Annotated in this window: 18 protein-coding genes; 10 read left to right on the top strand and 8 right to left on the bottom strand. The window is 62.2% G+C overall.

The genetic code is table 11. From position 1 onward, the window contains the following. Window positions 1–317 precede the first annotated feature (317 nt). Window positions 318–2081: a glutamine--tRNA ligase/YqeY domain fusion protein gene (locus I41_RS21240; RefSeq protein ID WP_145434915.1), complete on the bottom strand. Its 1764-nt coding sequence runs from the start codon at window positions 2079–2081 to the stop codon at window positions 318–320. 352 nt (window positions 2082–2433) lie between these two features. On the opposite strand from I41_RS21240, the gene pgsB reads away from it, so the two are divergent. The 7 genes from pgsB to I41_RS21205 all read left to right on the top strand — a co-directional run bounded on the left by pgsB (window position 2434) and on the right by I41_RS21205 (window position 8589). Then, window positions 2434–3630, top strand: coding sequence for a poly-gamma-glutamate synthase PgsB (pgsB, locus tag I41_RS21235; RefSeq protein WP_145434914.1), 1197 nt, complete (start codon window positions 2434–2436; stop codon window positions 3628–3630). A 70-nt stretch (window positions 3631–3700) separates the two neighbouring features. Continuing rightward, complete coding sequence (pgsC, locus tag I41_RS21230; RefSeq protein ID WP_145434913.1) at window positions 3701–4195, top strand: poly-gamma-glutamate biosynthesis protein PgsC; 495 nt, start codon at window positions 3701–3703, stop codon at window positions 4193–4195. Between the two features lie 64 nt (window positions 4196–4259). Then, window positions 4260–5489, top strand: coding sequence for a poly-gamma-glutamate system protein (gene pgsW, locus I41_RS21225; RefSeq protein ID WP_145434912.1), 1230 nt, complete (start codon window positions 4260–4262; stop codon window positions 5487–5489). A gap of 147 nt (window positions 5490–5636) precedes the next feature. Continuing rightward, entirely contained in the window at window positions 5637–6281 is a 645-nt protein-coding gene (locus I41_RS21220; RefSeq protein ID WP_145434911.1) for a class I SAM-dependent methyltransferase, read from the top strand. Window positions 6282–6357: 76 nt separating this feature from the next. Further along, the gene (locus I41_RS21215) at window positions 6358–7026 is read left to right on the top strand and encodes a phytanoyl-CoA dioxygenase family protein (RefSeq protein WP_210421024.1); all 669 of its coding nucleotides are present in this window, start codon (window positions 6358–6360) and stop codon (window positions 7024–7026) included. 92 nt (window positions 7027–7118) lie between these two features. Further along, entirely contained in the window at window positions 7119–7655 is a 537-nt protein-coding gene (locus tag I41_RS21210) for a metal-dependent hydrolase (RefSeq protein WP_145434910.1), read from the top strand. Window positions 7656–7722: 67 nt separating this feature from the next. Then, window positions 7723–8589 (top strand): endonuclease/exonuclease/phosphatase family protein, encoded by an 867-nt coding sequence (locus tag I41_RS21205; protein ID WP_168207073.1) that lies wholly within the window; start codon window positions 7723–7725, stop codon window positions 8587–8589. Between the two features lie 10 nt (window positions 8590–8599). Here the strand turns inward: I41_RS21205 and I41_RS21200 are convergent, their stop codons facing one another. Further along, the gene (locus I41_RS21200) at window positions 8600–9037 is read right to left on the bottom strand and encodes a BLUF domain-containing protein (protein ID WP_145434908.1); all 438 of its coding nucleotides are present in this window, start codon (window positions 9035–9037) and stop codon (window positions 8600–8602) included. Window positions 9038–9123: 86 nt separating this feature from the next. Here I41_RS21200 and I41_RS21195 point away from each other — a divergent pair, with 86 nt between their 5' ends. The 3 genes from I41_RS21195 (at window position 9124) to I41_RS21185 (ending at window position 12269) form a co-directional block, all read left to right on the top strand. Beyond that, complete coding sequence (locus I41_RS21195) at window positions 9124–10767, top strand: glycoside hydrolase family 9 protein (RefSeq protein ID WP_145434907.1); 1644 nt, start codon at window positions 9124–9126, stop codon at window positions 10765–10767. Beyond that, window positions 10768–11604 (top strand): polysaccharide deacetylase family protein, encoded by an 837-nt coding sequence (locus I41_RS21190; RefSeq protein WP_145434906.1) that lies wholly within the window; start codon window positions 10768–10770, stop codon window positions 11602–11604. It abuts the gene before it with no gap. A 248-nt stretch (window positions 11605–11852) separates the two neighbouring features. Beyond that, entirely contained in the window at window positions 11853–12269 is a 417-nt protein-coding gene (locus tag I41_RS21185) for a YgaP family membrane protein (RefSeq protein WP_145434905.1), read from the top strand. A 22-nt stretch (window positions 12270–12291) separates the two neighbouring features. Here I41_RS21185 and I41_RS21180 read toward each other — a convergent pair whose 3' ends face one another. Genes I41_RS21180 through I41_RS21155 form a run of 6 tightly spaced genes read right to left on the bottom strand, consistent with a single transcriptional unit; the run spans window position 12292 to window position 17065 of the window. Next, window positions 12292–13266, bottom strand: a complete 975-nt coding sequence (locus I41_RS21180; protein ID WP_145434904.1) for a DUF1559 domain-containing protein — start codon at window positions 13264–13266, stop codon at window positions 12292–12294. Window positions 13267–13303: 37 nt separating this feature from the next. Next, window positions 13304–13744 carry a hypothetical protein gene (locus I41_RS21175; protein ID WP_145434903.1) on the bottom strand — a complete coding sequence of 147 codons (441 nt, stop codon included), beginning with the start codon at window positions 13742–13744 and terminating at the stop codon, window positions 13304–13306. Continuing rightward, complete coding sequence (locus I41_RS21170) at window positions 13744–14316, bottom strand: PulJ/GspJ family protein (RefSeq protein WP_145434902.1); 573 nt, start codon at window positions 14314–14316, stop codon at window positions 13744–13746. Before I41_RS21170 ends, I41_RS21175 begins: the two co-directional genes overlap by 1 nt. Further along, window positions 14313–14750 (bottom strand): type IV pilus modification PilV family protein, encoded by a 438-nt coding sequence (locus I41_RS21165; protein ID WP_145434901.1) that lies wholly within the window; start codon window positions 14748–14750, stop codon window positions 14313–14315. Before I41_RS21165 ends, I41_RS21170 begins: the two co-directional genes overlap by 4 nt. Window positions 14751–14755: 5 nt before the next feature. Then, the gene (locus I41_RS21160) at window positions 14756–15829 is read right to left on the bottom strand and encodes a type II secretion system F family protein (RefSeq protein ID WP_168207072.1); all 1074 of its coding nucleotides are present in this window, start codon (window positions 15827–15829) and stop codon (window positions 14756–14758) included. A 27-nt stretch (window positions 15830–15856) separates the two neighbouring features. Continuing rightward, window positions 15857–17065 (bottom strand): type II secretion system F family protein, encoded by a 1209-nt coding sequence (locus I41_RS21155; protein ID WP_145434899.1) that lies wholly within the window; start codon window positions 17063–17065, stop codon window positions 15857–15859. Window positions 17066–17079: the final 14 nt, after the last annotated feature.

Here is a 17079-nt window from a genome sequence, read left to right as displayed (position 1 = left end):
GTGGCGCCTCGACAGTAAGGTCGCTGGCCAAGGTGGGATGGAGATCGGCCACAGGGAGGGCATCCTGTCTGCTCGCATCGCCGCCAGCGGCAGCGGAGAATGGCTGCGGACGCTAGGGAGACGCCGGATGGTTCTTGATTTTACACCCTACGGACCCACCGGGGCAGGGCGAAGTTCGCTGCGGTCAGGGTAGTGCCGTAACGCAAAATGGGCGGAAATTAACTCTTGTACGGCGATTGGAGGCTGGGGGTTCGCTCGACGTAGCCTCCGATTGTCGCTTCGGCGCCAAAACGGCAACGGCCTTGTCATCTAGTCTTTTAGTCTCTGCCAGATTCTTTCGTCCAACTATCTCGCAGGGTTGCAGTGCGATTGAACACCGGCCTGCCGGGTTTCGAGTCGAGGGGGTCGACGAAGAAGTAGCCGGATCGCTCGAACTGAAAACTCGTCCCCGCAGATGCATCCTTTAGCGAAGGTTCAAGCTTGGCGTCTGTGACGACTTCGAGCGAGTTCGGGTTGAGATTGTCGAGAAAGGTCTTCCCCTCGGGGGCGTTGTCCGGATTCTCCACGCCGAACAAGTGGTCGTAGAGCCGCACCTCGGCGGTGAGGGCGAGCGGCGCCGAGACCCAGTGGATCGTTCCCTTTACTTTGCGGGAGTGGTCGGGATCGAACGTGCAGCGGAGCTCGGTCACCTTGCCGGCGGCGTCTTTCACGACTTCGTCGCACTTGATGATGCCGGCGCAGCGGAGGCGGACTTCGCCGGCGGGCTTTAGGCGGAAGAACTTTTTGGGGGCGTCTTCCATGAAGTCTTCCTGCTCGATAAAGATCTCGCGGGTGAGCGGAATCTTGCGCGAACCCATCTCCGGCTGCTGCGGATGGTTCGGCGCGTCGAGTTCAATCGTTTCGCCTTCCTTCAAGTTGGCGAGCACAACCTTTAGCGGCCGCAGCACGCCCATGCCGCGCGGGGCGCGTTCGTTGAGATCTTCGCGAATGGCGTCTTCGAGCCACGCCATGTCGATCGTGCTGTTGAACTTCGCCACGCCGATCCGTTCGCAGAACGCACGCATCGCCTCGGGGGTGTAGCCGCGGCGGCGGAGGCCGCGGATGGTGAGCATCCTCGGATCGTCCCAGCCGGCGACGTGTTTCTCCTGGACGAGCTGCAGCAGCTTCCGTTTGCTCATCACCGCGTAGGTGAGGTTGAGACGCGCGAATTCGATCTGCTGCGGATGGTGGATGCCGAGCTCGCGGCAGAACCAGTCGTAGAGCGGGCGATGATTCTCAAACTCGAGCGTGCAGATCGAGTGGGTGATCCCCTCGATCGAATCGCTTTGGCCGTGGGTGTAGTCGTACGAGGGGTAGATGCACCACTTGTCGCCGGTGCGATGGTGGTGGGCCCGCTTAATGCGATAGAGGACCGGATCGCGCATGTTGACGTTCGGCGATGCCATGTCGATCTTCGCGCGGAGCGTCCGACTGCCGTCGGCGAACTTGCCGTCGCGCATCTGTGCGAAGAGCTCGAGATTCTCAGCAATGGTGCGGTTGCGATTGGGGCTGTCCTTGCCCGGGGCGGTGAGCGTGCCGCGGTATTCGCGCATCTGTTCGGCGGTGAGATCGCAGACGTATGCCTTGCCGCCTTTGATCAGCTGCGTGGCCCAGGCGTAGAGCTGGTCGAAGTAATCGGAGGCAAAGAAGGGTTCAGGGTTCAGGAGAGAGGGTTCAGCGTTCGGGGTTCGGGGGGCAGGAGAGGAGTTTTCTGAACCCTGAACCCTGAACCCTTCCGTCTCCCCAAACCCAGCGATCAACCAGTTCACATCGTCCACAATTGAGTCGACGTATTCCTGTTCTTCCTTCGCCGGGTTCGTGTCGTCGAAGCGAAGGTTGAACTTACCGCCGTACTCCTTCGCGAGGCCGAAGTTCAGGCAGATGCTTTTCGCGTGGCCAATGTGGAGGTAGCCGTTCGGTTCGGGCGGGAAGCGGGTGTGGACGCGTCCGCCGTTTTTTCCGGCGGCGCGGTCGGCGTCGATGATCTGCTGAATGAAATTCCGTGGCGCGGACTTTTCATTGCCGGTGGGAGCGTCGGACATCGCTGGACTCGATCGTTGAAGCGTGCGGGGTTTTGGGAGGGGCGGCGGGGGAGGGCGAGGGCGGTAGTCTAGCAAAACATCTTCGTCGGCAGCAGAGCGATCAGCGGCCTTACGCATTCGGGGTCGACTCGGTTGCTAGCATGCGACTACGGCTCCTTTTCGTCAGATGGGCTTGGCAAAGCTAACCGTTTCTATAATCTATGCGCCTCCGGCACTGCGGGGAACGTTGGCAAGAGAGGAGGCCTTGTTCCCCGTCGTCAAGCTTTCTGGCTTGACCCTCCTTTCGACTGGTGACGCGCGTCGTGGCGGCTGCCAGCTTGAAAGCCTGACCTACCTTGGAACGTTCCCGCCTATGAGCGCTATTGCCGCACTTGCCGCCACTACCGGTCTTCTTATCGGCGGCGGCGTTGCGGAGCTAGCAGTCCATCGCCGCAACCTGCGCCAGATTCCCATTCGCATCCATGTGAACGGGACTCGCGGCAAATCGAGCGTGGCGCGGCTCATCGCCGCCGGCATGCGCAACGCCGGCAAGCGAACGTGTTGCAAGACAACCGGCACGCTGCCGCGGATGATCATGCCGGACGGCTCGGAGTATCCGGTGTTTCGCCCCGCCAAGGCGAACGTCATTGAACAGATTCGCATTGTCGCCGCGACGGCGGAGATCGACGCCGACGCGCTCGTGCTGGAATGCATGGCGTTAATTCCGTCGCTTCAGTGGCTGTGCGAGGACAAACTGGTTCGCGCCACGCACGCGGTCATCACCAATGCCCGCGAAGATCACCTCGACGTCATGGGCCCCGGCGGGCGCGACGTGGCGCTGGCCCTGGCCGGCATGGTGCCGGTAGGCGGGAAGCTCTACACGGCTGAGCAGGTTTACCTCGACGTCTTTGAGAAAGTCTGCCGCGACCGCAAATGCGAACTGGTCGCGGTGACGCCGGCGGAAGTCGCCGCGATCACGCCGCTCGATTTGGCCGGCTTTTCGTATGTGGAACATGCCGAGAACATTGCCTTGGCGCTGAAGGTGTGCCATGCGGTGGGGGTGGAACGCGGCGTGGCGCTGCAAGGGATGTGGCGGGCCCATCCCGATCCGGGCGCGATGACCGCCCACGAAATGAACTTCTTCGGACGCGAGATCAACTTCGTGAATGGCTTCGCGGCGAACGATCCGCAATCGACCGAGCGCATCTGGCGCATGGCGCTGGAGCGCTACGCCGACGTCGAAAAACGGATTGCGGTGTTCAACTGCCGCGCCGATCGGCCCGATCGTTCGCGCCAACTCGGGACGGTCGTCGCCCAGTGGCCGGCCGCCGATCACTATTTGCTGATCGGGTCGGGCACGTACATCTTTGCAAAGTACGCCGTGAAGGCGGGGCTCGATCCGCAGAAGATGGTGTTCGCCGAGGATCACCCGGCCGAGGACATTTTTGAGAGCATCGTCGAGTTGACGGGACGCCGGTCAATGGCGATGGGCATGGCGAACATCGGCGGCATTGGCCTGGAAGTCGTCCGCTACTTCGCCAATCGCAGTACCGCACGCACGTTCAAGTAACGAGCGGATCGCACCGAGCTTGTAGTCACGAAATCACTAACTCACCGACTTATTTACCTACCCCCCAGCGATGATCGATATTCTTACCGCCTCGATTGGCATTGGACTGGCCGTCAGCCTGATGTTTTCCGAAATGTTCGGCCTCGCTGCCGGCGGCATGGTCGTGCCGGGATACATTGCGCTTTATCTCAATCGACCGATCGACATTGCGCTGACGCTGGCGGCGTCGTTCGTCACCTATTTAGTCGTCCATTCGCTGTCGACGTTCATCATCATCTACGGCAAACGCCGAACGGTGCTGATGATCATCGTCGGCTATCTCGTGCGCGGGGCGATGACGCAGATTCCGTTCTACTCCTCGGAGTTTCTTTATCAACTCAGCACGAAGAGTCCCATTCCAGCGGAGTGGGAGCCGATCGGTTACGTCATTCCGGGGTTGATCGCCATCTGGATGGATCGGCAGGGCGTGCTGGAGACGCTGTCGGCGCTGGTCACGTCAGCGGTCGTCGTGCGGCTCGTGCTGATGCTGGTATTCGGAATGGAATTGCAGAATCTCGGCGCTTGAGCGGCTGGGCTCTTCACGGGCATTAAATCGTTCACCATGACACTTGGCGATATGCGTTAGGGATATGAAAAGGATCTACTGGCGGCCACGCGCCGTCTCGCGACCGGCGCTGCTGTTGATTGCCCTCATCTCGCTTGCCGGCCTAATGATGGTCGAGCGGTGGAAGGTCACGCAGGAGCAGCCTTACTTTGAGGAGAAAATCAAAGCGGCGAATCTGGCTGCCGACGCGTTCCAGATCGTGCGCGCTGAGCGCGTCAAGCTTGGCCCGCCGATCGACGCGGTGAACGATCCGGCCGAGACCGGCATCATCGGCCTGGCCATGTCGCCCGTCACGTCGGTCTTGGGACATTTGTCGGCCAAACAGACGTCGACCAATCCCAACTTTGCCGCGGTGCTCGTGGAGATGCTCAAGGAGGCCGGAGTCCAGCAGGGCGACGTCGTCGCGGTGGGCGTGTCAGGATCATTCCCGGCGCTGAATATCTGCACTTACGCCGCCTTGGAAGCTCTGGGCGCGAGGCCCTTGGTGATTTCGAGCGCCAGCGCATCGCAATGGGGCGCCAACGTGCCGCAACTCATGTGGCCCGACATGGAGCACTTGTTGCGCGACCAGAAGCGAACTGACGAAGAGGGCAAGGAGCTGCCGCCCCTGTTCGGCATCAAGTCGATCGCCTGTTCCATCGGCGGCAACAATGACGAGGGCGAGGGCCTGACCGAGGAGGGGCTGAAGCTGGTGCAAGCATCGCTCGAGCGAAATGGTCTGACTCCGCTAGTCGTCGAGCTGCCCGAGGCCGCAAAGGATCTGCCGCCGGTCGAACAGGCTGCGGCGCGGATGCGGGCCAACATCGACCTCCGCATGGACATGTATCGGGACAAGGCCAAGGGCCGCCCCATCGCCGCCTACATCAACGTGGGCGGCGGTACGGTGTCGGTTGGTAAGGACGTCGGGAAGAAAATGTTCAAGTCGGGGCTCAACATGCGTCCCCCGCGCGACGTACGCGAGATCGACGGCGTCATGGCCCGCTTCAGCAATGAAGGCGTGCCGGTGATTCATATGATTCGCATTAATACGCTGGCCAACAAATTTGGCTTGCCGCTGGAGCCGGTCATCGCGCCGCGGTTGGGCGAGGGGGGCGTGTTCAAAGGAATTGATTACTCCAGACCACTGGTGATTGGCGTGCTCGCATTTATTTTGATGTGCCTTTACGGCTTCATCCGGACCGACATCGGGTTCCGGATTCTGCGGACCTCCAAGGGAGGCAGCAAGCGCGAACTCCACCCCGAGCCGATGGTTTAGCCGCCGCCCCGCGAACTTCCTGGCAAGTCCGCGGTATGGAGGCCGCACTGGACTGGTCGCATAAGCGATCAGTCCGAACCCTCGACGCGCGCGGCGTCTCTTGAGGGGCGTATACTGAGCGCCCCGAAGAGCACCAGGAAAACCGCCTTGTCGATCAAAGACGCTTACACCCGCTGGTCGGAGACCTACGACGTGGACCCGAATCGTACCCGCGATCTCGACGCCGAGGTGACGCGGGAATGGCTCGGCGGCCGGCGGTTCCGCTCGATCCTGGAAATCGGCTGCGGCACCGGGAAAAACACGGCATTTTTGACGACCGTCGCCGACCGCGTCACGGCGGTCGATTTCTCGCCAGGGATGCTGCAGCAGGCCGAGGCGAAGGCAGAGGCCAGCGGCTTCGCCGACCGGGTCGAGTTCGGCGCCGTCGACGTCGCCAAGCCGTGGCCGTTCGCCGCCGCACAGTACGACCTGCTCGTTTGCAATCTCGTGCTTGAACACATTGCCGACCTGCGGTTCGTTTTCGCCGAAGCAACGCGCTGCCTGCTGCCTCGCGGCGAATTTTTTGCGTGCGAGCTGCATCCGTTCAGGCAATATGAAGGAACCGTGGCGAATTTCAGTCGCAACGGCGAAACGACGACCGTTGCCGCGTTTGTCCATCATCTGTCAGCGTTCTGGCAGGCCGCAGCAGCCAGCGGCTTCGCGTTGACGCGATTCGACGAACGCTGGCACGGCGACGATGCGGGCCGGCCGCCGCGGTTGGCGGCATTTTTGCTTCGGCTTCGTTCGGAATAGTTGAACGATTTGTCTCTCGCAAAGGCGCAGAGGCGCAAAGAGAACTCAAAGAAGAAGACCGGAGGACAATCTCGGCGTGGAGCATTATCGGATCGCTGAGCATGGTTTCGAACTAGTCGCTGGCCTTGTCGGCGAGCCGGAGCGGCGTGAATTGCTGGATGCCGTTGGCGACGGCAACGTTGCGGGCAGGCGGAATATGCTGGCGGTTCCGGCCGTGGCGGCGCTTGCGAAATCGAAGAAGTTGCTCGACCTCGTCCAGCGTTACACAGGTGGCGAGCCGCGGCCCGTGCGGGCGATTTGGTTCAATAAGTCCCCGGGGGCGAACTGGTTGGTGGCGTGGCATCAGGATCTGGCGATTCCCGTCCGGGAGCGGGTCGAGACGCCGGGCTTTGGAGCCTGGTCAGTGAAGGAAGGCGTGCCGCATGTGCAGCCGCCGGTGGAGGTGCTTGAGCGGATGCTTACGGTGAGGATTCACCTGGACAACGCCGACGAATGGAACGGCGCATTGCGGGTGATTCCCGAATCGCATCGACTGGGCCGACTGGACGCCGATCAGATCGCAAGCCTACGCGAGGGGCGTAGTGAAACGCTCTGCGCGGCTGCCGCTGGCGACGCTCTGCTAATGCGGCCACTGTTGCTCCATGCTTCAGGGCGTTCGACGAACGATCGCTCGCGACGTGTGTTGCATCTAGAGTATGCTGGCGAGGAACTTCCTGGCGTGTTGGAATGGCGGAAGCCGGACTAGTCGACCAAGTTTGGCGTTGGACGTTGTCTTTCGTTACACTACCCCACGCCGATCGAGGTCCGCGAAGTCGGCATTTGCCTGAATGACTTGATATGACGCCGGTTGGGCACAGTTTAATGGGGCTAGCAATTGGGTGCGCGGTCATGCCGCGCGACTTCAATCGACGGCAGACCGCCGTCGCGCTGGCGGCGTTTGTCGCCCTCGCCAACGCTCCCGATTGGCCGCTGCCCGGTTGGGGGCATGATCGTTATGACGTGAGCCACAGCATCTTCGTAACGATCGCTGGCGTGGCAATCGCTGCCGTCGTGGCGACGTTTTTGCTGCGACGAACTACGTACTTCCGCTGGCGTTTGATTGTCGGCGGCGCCGTCGCGTGGCTCAGCCACTTGCTGCTCGATACGCTGTATGATGGTCGCAAGGGGCTGGCGATGTTCTGGCCCGTTAGCGATGCGCGCGTGTCGCTGCCCATTCCTTGCTTTCGAACGATGCAGTTGTCCCCGCTGGTGAGCGCTCACAATGCGTCGGTCTTTGCGATTGAGGCAATTGTTTATGGCGGCATTCTGGGGATCGTGCTGTTCGGAAGGCAGTGGGTCGAGCGTCGCCGCTGTGCGACGAGCCGAAGCGTGTGAATTGGCCGCTTATATTGTTCGCCGTTGCAACATTCTTTTTCTGTGGATCGTTGCGACGACAGTCGCCTTGCCTCAATGCAACGGTGAAGAGACTTCGACAACTCAGCCGGCGGCCGAGTTCCAAGTCCTCGCCTGGAATATCTGGAACGGCGGCGACGAAGCTCGCTACGCGGAGGACGAGGCAGTCAAGCGCGCGAAGCAACGGGCGATCATCGACGTGATCCGGGCCAGCGGCGCCGACGTCGTGGCCCTGGTCGAAACGTATGGCAGCGGCGAGGCGATTGCCGCGGGGCTTGGGTTTCACTTCCACCCGCGCGGGACGAACGTCTCACTCTTGAGTCGCTGGCCCATCGTCGCGGATGTCTCGGTCTACAAGCCGTTCAACTGCGTGGGAGCCGTCGTGCAGTTGCCCGATCGTCGGCAGGTCGCCGTTTATGCGGCGTGGATTCACTATGTGGACGACATTTGGACCGATCCCCGCTCCCGCGACGGGCGCAGCGCCGCTGACTTGCTGGCCGCGGACGGCGAAAGCCGCATGGTCGAGACGGGCGCCATCCTCAGCGGCATCGATGCCGAGATGGCGAAGCGCCCCGGCGTGCCGGTGATTCTGGCTGGCGACTTCAACAGCAACTCGCATCTCGATTACGTTGAGGCCGCCCGCGAGCAGTACGGCATCGTCGCCGCGTGGCCCGTGACGAAGCTCGTCGCCGACGCCGGCTTCCGCGATGCTTACCGCGTTTGTCGCCCGCGCATCGATCGGGCTGGGGATCGCACCTGGTCGCCGCGGTTTCCCGAGCAAATTCAGGATCGCATCGACTTTATCTTCTGGCGCGGAGCGCAAGTTGGCGCCGTCGAGGCACGGCGGCTCGATCGGGCAACGCCGCGGTGGCCATCGGACCATGCGGCTGTCTGGGCGAAGTTTCGGTGGGAGTGAGCCCCCGCCGCTATGACGCCTTGCGATTGGCAATTTGCCGGGCGATGCGTAAGACGGTCGACACCACCTCTTCGCGCTTGAACGTTCGTTCGCTCATGGTGAGCAGGACCGTTTCGAGGATGTCTTCCATGCGAATCGCTTGGAAGAAACCCGGGTCGAGATAGCACATGTTCCACGCCGGGAAGAGGCGCGACTCGATCTCGCCGATCTGCACGATGTTTGCGACCCGATGCCGGTCGTCGCGCTCGATTTCCGCCGTCAGATCGAGCACCGCCTGTTGCGGACCCTCCAAATATTGGAAAAACGTCGATCGCGTGCGGTTCAGGTTTAAGTATCCTGTAATTTCCAGGCGGCTGTTTTTCTGGCTCGCCCGAGCGGCAAGAGTTTCGAGTGCCGAGTCGTCGAACGGAGCGACGGCGTGACTGACGTAGACCAGAGAGAATATCAAGCGGCAATCCTCACGAGTTGCGGGTGTTCTGTGATTGAAATGACGGCGTTAGGAAACTGTAAACGGTCGACCAGAATTGTTGCGGCATGAATAAAGACAATTGCGGCGAACCGCGACGAGTCCTGCGACTGCTTGGTTGCGCTGCAATCATGTTGAGCGCCATTAGCGCAGCCCAAGCCGACGCGTGGGTACGCGTTAACCAGATCGGCTACCTGCCGGGCGATCCGAAAATCGCGGTGCTATCAAGCGATGAGCCGTTGGCGGGCGAGTTCCACGTGGGTGACTTCAACGCCGATGTGGGCGTCGATCACGGGGCGTGGGGGCCGTTCGCCCACAACTACCGGCTCGACTTCAGCGACGTGAAGTCGGCCGGCCAGTACCAAGTGAAATTTGGCGCGGTCGCATCGCCGAAGTTTGCCATCGGCGACGACGCCTACGCGAGCGTCCCCGCGAAGCTGCTCGAGTTCATGCAACTACAGCGCTGCGGCGACAATCCACTCACCGGCAAGTGCCATCAGGAGGACGGGTTTGACGTGGTGACTGGCGAGCTGGTCGACGTCACCGGCGGGTGGCACGATGCGGGCGATCGACTGAAGCACATGATCACCACCTCGTACTGCGTGGCGGCCTTGTTTCTCGCGGACGCCGAGGATGAGGCCCGCCACGGGGCTCAACTGATTCGCAAGATTCATCCGCATCCGCAGACGATCTACGTGCAGATTGGCGACGACCGCGATCACCTCCCGCCGGAAACGCTGTGGCACGACGACCAATCAAATTACGGCCGCGGCCCCGGCGGGCCGCGCGCGGCGTGGCCCGCGATCGGCGCCCCCGACGGGCCGACCCACCAGAACAAATCGACGGGCGTCGCTAATCTGGCAGGTCGCAGCGCCGCGGCACTCGCGCTGGCCGGCGACGTCGAGACGGCGAAGTCGCTCTATGCCTTGGGAAAGGCGAAGCCGGGGGTCGCGATGTCGGTTCCCGTGCGGGCCCCCTACTACTATGGCGAGAGTAGTTACTTCGACGACATGGAGTGGGGCGCTATCGAGCTTTACCTGGCCACGAAGGAGCGGCCCTATCTCGATGACGCGATCAAGTACGCCCATCAAGCCCAGGGAAACCCTTGGATGGGCGCCGATCGCCACGGACACTATGAATACTTTCCCTATGTGAATCTCGCCCACTGGCGGCTGTACTCCCACGCGGGGCCCGAGGATCAACGGAAGATCGCGGGGTATTACCGTGAAGGGTTGGAGCGCATTCGGCTCCGCGCTGAGCAAAATCCGTATCGGCTTGGCACGCCGTTGGTCTGGTGCTCGACAAACGACGTGACCGCCTTGGCGACGCAGGCGGCGTTGTACGAGCAGATGACGGGCGACGTGACCTATCGCCAGCTTGGCGCCGAAGCGCGTGATTGGCTTTTTGGCAGAAATCCTTGGGGCGTATCCTTCGTCATCGGCGTTCCCGAGGGTGGTCGCGCCGCCAGCCGACCGCATCATTTGTTTTGGAAGCTCAAGCAGCATCTGCCGGTGGGCGGCGTGGTCGACGGGCCCGTCTCCAAGGAAATCAACGATGGGTTGAAGTTTGGCAATTCGTTCGCTGACGACGAACTGGCGCGATTCCAGTCCGACGTGGCGGTGTATCACGACTTGTTCGCCGATTTCTCGACGAACGAACCGATTATCGATGGGACCGTGTCGCTGCTGCTGCTTTTGGACGTTTGGAAGTAAATGAGAGCCGCTAGTCGCCAGCGACGATCCGGAATCACGGGCGCGACGCTCGCGCTCGTTGTTGCACTGGCAACGCTGTCACATGCTTCGGTGACGCTGGCCGAGACTTCCTTCGCGGCTAACGTCCAGCGCGACGCCGAGGGGGCCGTCATCCGGGGCGACGTCAGTGCCAAGCGACTTGCCCTGATCTTTACAGGCGATCAGTTCGGCGAGAGCGCTGAACCAATCTTGGAGACGCTTGCCGAGCGGCGCATCCAAGCGGCATTTTTCCTCACGGGCGGATTCGTGAGCCAGGATTCGTTGCGTCCGGCGATCAACCGGATGATCGAGGAGGGGCATTACGTCGGCCCCCATTCCAATTCGCATCCCCTCTATGCGTCGTGGGAAAATCGGCGACAGACGCTGGTGACGCCCGAGTTCTTTCGCGTCGACTTGCAGAAAAACGTCGAGGCGCTGCGCGGCGTCCGCGCGCTGTCGCGGGGGACGCCGATCCTCTTTGTTCCGCCTTACGAGTGGTACAACTCCGAACAGGTGGCCTGGAGCGGCGATATGGGAGTCGGGCTCATCAACTTCACGCCGGGCAGCGGTTCGAATCGAGATTACGCTCGCGAAGAAGACCGCGCATTCGTGCCATCGTCAAAGATTCTGGAGGAGATCCTCGCGTACGAACAGGAGGATCCGCACGGCCTGAATGGTTTTTTGCTGCTGCTGCACCTAGGCTCAGGGCGGGGTGATCCATTCCACCCTCGTTTGGGCGCGCTGTGCGACGCGCTGACGCGGCGCGGCTACGAGTTCGCCCGGGCCGACAAACTGCTACTCGCGCCGCAGAGCGAGTGAGCATTCCGTGCCAGCCCGCGGTCGCGGGGCGCCCAATTGCTCGCGGCGATCGTGCCAAGAAGGAGGCCGGTGACAGGTGCGCGGTCCGATTGGAGCGGTGGACGCCGACCGCCGCTCGGGGCGGGGCCCAGTTTTGCGGCACAATCCGCGTAGGCCGGCCGGCACGCTGTTTGCCTGATCTATAGTTGTATGACCTATTGCCTTCAAATAGCGTCTAGCCGGATCGTACTGTTCGTGGAGAGATAAACATGGCTGGGAATCTGCCGTTTTCAGAGAAGCTGGCAAGCGAGATTGGACCTGAGGAACGTTGGTTTTCAGCAGCTGCTGGCGCCTGTTTGGTGGGGTATGGGCTGTCGCGAATTTCGTTGCGAACACTCGCCGCCATGGCGGTCGGGGGATACTTGGTCTACCGCGGCGGGACGGGGAAATGCCCATTGGGAGAGAAACTCTCTGCCGTCAGCGACAAGCTAGCCAACGGCCAGCACTTGTACGGCGGACGTTCGCAACCAGAGAGTGGCGGGTCGCCATATCCAGAGTATCAGGGCGGCAGCTCGGCCGTCGATGAACTCGATCCGGTCGATGAGGCCGCGATGGAGTCGTTTCCGGCGAGCGATCCGCCGAGCTACACCACCGGCTCGGCGACGCCATCGCAGCCAATTCAATAAGCCTTCGTTTCCGCACGATCTGCTAGAACTCTTTGGGAATGGCGCCGTCGGCGCGACTTCCGAGTTGATGCAGTACGCTGGGGTCGATGTTCGCCACGATCGCGCGCGTGGAGCCATCGGCCATGGCGACGTTGATGACGTCGCCCGAATGATAGCTACCGAACCCGCCGACGTATGTTGATGAGATCGGCTGAGCTGACTCGGGTTGCTCTTCGGGCGTCAGTTGATTGCGGCGCCGCGGCGGCTGCAAGACGCCCGTGTTGCGGAGCGTCGCGCGTGTGCCTGAAACCCAACCGAGTACCTTTTCGTCATCCGGCACCGCTTCGCTGAGTAGGATCGTGTTGGAACTGCCGTCGTAGATGTCGCTGAAGCGAACCTTGCTGTTGAGGAACAGCATTCCGTTGTTGTTCGCGTCGATCGGCGCCTCAACGTCGTGATGACAGCCGGCGTAGGTCGAATGGGCCACTGACTGATCTTGGTTCGACTCGTTGCCGGCATACGATGGACAGAGCAACACGCTGACCACAGTGGAGCGAACCGGCGCGTTGACTGGCGCGTAGGCGCCGGCCGCCTGATCGAACTCTCGCCAGAGGGCGTTCTGTTCCAGGTAGGGGAGGGCCTGCACCGTCCAACTGACGTGCTGCCCCAAGGGTTCATTGCGAATGGGACCGTCTGGGTTGATCACGCCGGGCGGAAACGATTCGTGATGGAACTCGTAGCTATGCAGCGACAGACCCAGTTGCATCATATTGTTGACGCAGCTACAGCGTCGGGCCGCCTCGCGGGCCGCTTGAACGGCAGGCAGGAGCAGCGCCACCAGCACGCCGATGATGGCGATTACGACCAGTAGTTCGACGAGCGTGAACGCCGAGCGGACGGAGTAGAAGCGGGTTTGCGGGAGGGGTCTCCGACTCCGAAGAAGTAGCGCCGAATCGGCGTCGGAGACGCCTCCCACAGCTTCTTTGTGCAAAGCAGGTTGCGAGTATTGAGGCTGCATGAGAGTCACTCCTAATAGGTAACGTTGATTCATTGATTTAATCTCGAACGAGAAAGGTGCGGGAACGTCGCACCGATTTTGGGGTTCCGACCGGATACTCGGCGGCGACGCGGACCCGCCAGGGTTCCGCATCGCCGCTGCGCTCGGCGACGATCACCACTTCGCCGTCGCCGCGGCCGAGTAAGTCGCTAGCTGGAATCTGCCAGGTTTCGCCCGCGTAGTCGTCATCGCTAGCCAGCTGGAAGGCTGCGCGATCAAAGCCAGCCTCTAGCAGCAGCTCGACCTGACGCAGGTCGCGTTCGACGTGCAACTGTCGGCGAGCGCGGAGCGCTCCTTGGAGCATCACGCCGATGATCGCCATGACGATCGCGAGGCAGGCTAACGCGACGACCAACATGGCGCCGCGGCGGCGGAACGCATGTCGACGACGGTCTGCGTGACGGGTGACGGATGGCTGTGCAGATGACTCGTGGTTCATCATGTCGCCTCCCCGGCGCTCGTGGCAGGCGCGGCGTAACGCAAGTCGCGAGCGGGGATCGCATCAACCTTCAAGTTAACTGGAGTCGCTCGAATGCTGGCAGGCGACGGGGGAGCTTCTTGCGACGGCTGCGGCGGCGAAGACGTGATCGACAATTCAACTCGCCGCGGTGCGTCGAGTTCGCGCACGTCGATCTCTATCGATTCGCTGAGCGCGTATTCTTCCCGAGCCGTCGGACCATCTGTCTGCGACGCGATACGGATAATCTTCTCCGCCGCGCGCTGATACGCGACCGATTGGCCGTCGGGTAACTCCATCTGGAGTAAGACGCCGTCGCCGGCGTCCGCCAAATCAACGTCAATCGAATCCACGGCAGCGGCATGGACATCGCTGCGAAATTGCCGGGCGAGCCGCTGCGCATTCCGCTCGACGTCGAAGAAGTCTCGCGTGTGGCTTTGCGCGCGCATCGTTTGGTGGAGCAGCGACGCGGTCAGCCCCAGGACGACGCTGCAACCTGACAGCACGGCCAGCAATTCGATCAGCGAGATGGCGCGTCGACTTCTCATGTTCATGGCGATTCCTCCGCAGCGGCTGGTTCCATGGCCGCATCGTTGCCGCGAGGAAGCCAAGCGACGAGCGAAACGGGCGCCGCGCGTCGTCCTAGCTCATCCCACGAAAGCGAGAGCGTGACGCGCTCGGCGCCGTCAGAGGAAGCCAGGTCGGCGCTCAGCATCGCGCCGGGCAGATGCTCGGCGGCGAAGGGCGAAGGCTGCAATTCGTCAAGCGTCTCCATCGCCGCATTATGACTCAATGCGGTGATCCGCTCCGCTTGGTTGGAAAGCTCATCGAGAGCCATGCGGTACTGTCGCGCGGAGTTGAGGATTCGGCCATGTCGCACCACCAGCGGCAAGGCGGCGCCGAGCACGGTGGTTAGCAGGGTGAACGAAACCAACAATTCGATCGTGGTCGTTCCGCGTCGTCTGATGGAGTTGTTAACGGCGTTCATGACGTTTAGCTCAGGGCGTTGATGATCGTCACCAGCGGCATCAGAATCGAAAGTGCTTGGAACAAGACGAACGCCCCCAGGAGGACGACAATCGCCGGCAGCAGCAGTTCCGACAGTCGCTCTAGCTTCCGCCAGGTGCGGCGTTTTTTGCTGGCGGCCAGCTGGCGCAGCGTCCAGGGACGATTCCCGACGCGATCGGCGGCGAGCAGCAGATTCTCTTCAGGCGCAGTGAGCAGGCCGGCGTGGGCCATGCTCTGCCAAACCTCGGCGCCCTGTTCCATTTCATTGCGTACGAAGAGGAGCTTACGACGCGTCGAGGGATCGAAGTGGTAACGGGCGAGCGTGGAGACGGCGCCCGTCATCGGTCGCCCGGCCGAGGCGGCGACGCTCAGTTTCTCCAAGACCTCGGCGGAGCGGAGGTTGCGCAGCGGGCCGAAGAAGCGGCTGAGCACCGTGTTGCGCAAGAACCGTCCCGGTCGCGCGGAAACCGTCGACCAAGCCGCCAGCAAGGCGAGCAGCATGAACGCCCACCAGTAGCTTTCCACGAATGACGCGAACTCTAGCGACCACTTCAAGGCGCGCGGGATGTCCATGGAGAAGTCCTCCATGATCGCCAGCATGCTCGGAATGATTTTGACGTAGATAAACGTCGTGATCACAAAAAACAGCGTGGCCACCAGGAAGAAGTAGCCCAACGTCCAACGGAGGACCGGCGCTGTTTGCCGGGCCGCGTCGTCTTGTTGCGCTTCGCGCAGGGAAGCCGCCAACGTGCCCGATTGGACGCCGAAGCGGATGGCCAGCACGTCGCCGTCGCGGAGAGCTCCGGCGACTTCCTCCACGGCGTTGGGGAGCGACGTTCCTTGACGCAGCAGCGCGGCCAGTCGCTGGACGCGGCGGCGCTGGATGCCGCGCTCATCCTCGGCCCATGCTTCCAGCAGCGGCGCCAGGGGAATGTGTTTCTCCGTTGCCACGGCGATCAGTCGCAGGAGCGAACGACTTTGCGAGGGCGTCGTCCGCCAGGGCCACCAACGACGGAGCACCGACGGGCCGCTGTTCAGCTCACGGAATGTGGGGAACATTGAATCCATGCAAACGCGCCGGCGCGATCAGCCGCTGAGGTTGTTGATGAGATTGATCAGGGGGAGGAAGAGCGACAGCGCCACAAACGCCACCACGAATCCAACGATGAAGATCGTCAGCGGGCCTAAGATCCCCTGACTCCACGAGACGCGCGAACGGGCGTGGTCGACGTAACAGTTGGCGATCTCTTGCAGCAGTTGGGTCCGCGAGTCCAGCGGCAGCTCCGCCGTGACGGCGTAGAACACGGTAGCCGTCACGGGACGGCGCCACTGTTCCGCGGCCGCGACGTCTCCTGACTGCAGCAGCGCCGCCAAGCGTTGACTGGCCTGCCGCAGCGGCCCTCCTTTGGCGGTTCGGCTCGCGATGCGCAGGGCGTCGGGCGTCTCGATGCCCCCGGCGAGCAGGTCGGCCGTCGAAGCGGCGAACCGCGCGACGCCTGTCGAGCGACCGAACCAATTCCCGAACCACTCGCCAAGCATTGGCCCGCCGAACTTGATGGCGGCCGCGACGGCGATCAACAGGATGGCAACGAGCAGGATGGGGGCGCCGGTGGTGATCCAGTCGGAAACGTTGATTGTCCACATGGTGAGCCGCGGCAGTTCTAAATCAAAGTCCTCGAAAATGCTCTGAAACGTCGGTACGACCATGTACGCCAGTAGGACGAGCACCAGCGTCGCGAAGCCGATGAGAAACAGCGGGTAGGCCAGGAGGGTCCACCATTGCCGGCGAGTCTCGTCCGCCTGCTGCGATTCGGCGATGAAGTCTCGCAAAATTGCTGCTGAATCGTTGTCTCGTGCGGTGCTGCCGATGAGCGGGATCCAATACTCAGGCATGGTGGCCAGCGCCGCCGTAGCGGCCTCGACGTCGCCGCGCGCCAAGATTCCGCAGACTTCGGCGAGTTCGCGCCGCCGGCGGCCGGTGGGCATTTCTTCAGCGTAGGCGCGCAGGGCAGGCGTCAGCGGCCGGGCGCGTTCCAGCGTCCGGGCGAGATGCGATCGTAAGACGCTCTCGTCTTGAGCCGCGTCGATGACCGGAGGTTTGCGTCTCGGCGTCGGCAACGGTTGTTTTTGCGCCATGAGGGCCGCCGTTGTCTCGGCCGTGGCGAAGCCAATCGAGAGTACCGTCAGTCCGTTCGCTTCCAGCTGGGTGATCGCCAACGCCACGGCATCGGCTTCCACCTCGCCAATGGTGAGCTCCTGTTCGGCGTTCAGCGCTTGGTAATGAAAACGGGGCATAGGGTCGGAATGAA

The organism is Lacipirellula limnantheis, assembly GCF_007746075.1.
Taxonomy (GTDB): Bacteria; Planctomycetota; Planctomycetia; order Pirellulales; family Lacipirellulaceae; genus Lacipirellula; species Lacipirellula limnantheis.
Note: the sequence above shows the minus strand (reverse complement) of the source record. Positions and strands in the feature narration are given on the sequence as shown.